2 protein-coding genes and 1 pseudogene are annotated in these 1533 nt (G+C 44.1%); 1 reads left to right on the top strand and 2 read right to left on the bottom strand.

What is annotated here, in order from left to right; translation table 11 throughout:
* Positions 1-488: CBS domain-containing protein (locus D5R40_RS32915; RefSeq protein WP_124155885.1), on the top strand; the 488-nt coding region annotated here is incomplete at its 5' end.
* A gap of 445 nt (positions 489-933) precedes the next feature.
* Here the strand turns inward: D5R40_RS32915 and D5R40_RS43625 are convergent.
* Together D5R40_RS43625 and D5R40_RS43335 are read right to left on the bottom strand one after the other, a co-directional pair.
* Positions 934-1158: pseudogene (locus D5R40_RS43625) on the bottom strand (hypothetical protein); the annotation flags it as partial.
* A 223-nt stretch (positions 1159-1381) separates the two neighbouring features.
* A partial coding sequence (locus tag D5R40_RS43335; protein WP_375339452.1) for an HlyC/CorC family transporter associated domain-containing protein occupies positions 1382-1533 on the bottom strand: 152 nt, incomplete at its 5' end.

The raw sequence follows: 1533 nt of genomic DNA, 5'->3' as shown, positions 1-1533 counted from the left end.
AGAGTATAGTCAAGTTTGGAGAAGTTTCGGTTACGCAGATTATGCGATCACGCCTGGATATTATCGCTGTGGATTTCCGCTTCGATTATGTGGCCTTGCTAGACGTGATAAAAGATTCTGGCTTTTCACGAATCCCTGTATATGATGAAGATATTGATAATATCACCGGTATCCTTTATGTAAAGGACCTGCTCGGTCACCTGCATGAGGACAACAACTTTGAATGGCAAGAGCTAATCAGGACCAATGTGCTATTTGTACCAGAGGCAAAGAAGATTGATGACCTCCTCCGGGAGTTTCAATTGCAGCGCCTGCATATGGCGGTGGTAGTCGATGAATATGGCGGGACTTCCGGGATCGTTACCTTAGAGGATATCATGGAAGAGATCATCGGAGACATTAAAGACGAATTCGATGATAAACCAGAGGTCATTTACAAACAGATCAGCGACAACGAATATGCTTTTGAAGGGGAGACCGCAGATTGATCAAATCTCTGTAGGTTAAAGAGAGATACTAGTTCTTGATGGGTTTGTCCTTCTTTTTCTAATTGAACGGGGCCGTGTATAAAGTCATTATACAGTTGATTCCAGCAGAGCTGCATACCAATGGCCCATATGTAGTTTTCTTTCCATAAGCCCCCGTTAGAGGGTGTGTGTCGAGCGGTTTATTCATAGTAGCTTTAACTTCCATTGAAAGGTCTCTATCATGGTCAAGAGATCCTCTTCACAAAATCAAAATCGGCGCTAAGGAATTCGGTTGAACTTGTGTGTTGAAGTAGAGTGCTGCCGCAAGAAGTGATCCGTACTATCTGTTTAGGTAGAATTGGAAAGGAGAGGCGGAGGACCCGAATATCAAAAGGCAAAACCGCTCACGCCATTGCATTGCGATATTAATGTTCTTCATTAGTTGGCGCGCTTATTATGCCATCTACTAAGCGAAAGATTCGTCCTTAAGTTTTTGAAAGTTTGTTGAGGGTGATGGGGAGTAGGTGCAGTGCAGGCGGCTATCGAATTCTGGAATGTAGAGATCGAAGCAGCAGGAGTGTTGCGGCAAATCATTAAAGAAACTAGTATCCGAATCACTTGGGCGTAGGTGGTAGTAAAAAAGGACAGCTTCCTGATCAAAGGACTGATAATCTCGAGTTGGGTATTCGACCTTGGGAAAGCTCGAGGTTTAGGCGTGTAATTAATCTCGCTGCACAGGCGGTGAGCAAAGCAAGTGGCCAAACAAAATATAGAATCGCATGATTGGTGTTGATTTTACCCTTTTCGGCTGAAACAGGACCTTAGGCATTAGTTACGCCTTAGTATCTTTTTTTCTTTGAGTAACCTAGGAGCTACTTATTTATTGTCCTCCAGTGGCCCTTTCTGCTCCGGTGTCACGTACATGATCTTTCAATTCTTCGCTCATTGACGGAGCTAGTTTTGAACACAAAGCGATCGTAGGCTAGGCTTGATCCTTCTTCTGGTTGTTCTCCCAGGACTTCCAAAATTAGGCCCGCTAGCGAATTGGCTTCCCCTTTTACCTCGT

Source organism: Okeania hirsuta, from assembly GCF_003838195.1.
GTDB classification, from domain to species: Bacteria; Cyanobacteriota; Cyanobacteriia; order Cyanobacteriales; family Microcoleaceae; genus Okeania; species Okeania hirsuta.
This window is presented reverse-complemented; position numbering and strand designations above follow the sequence as displayed.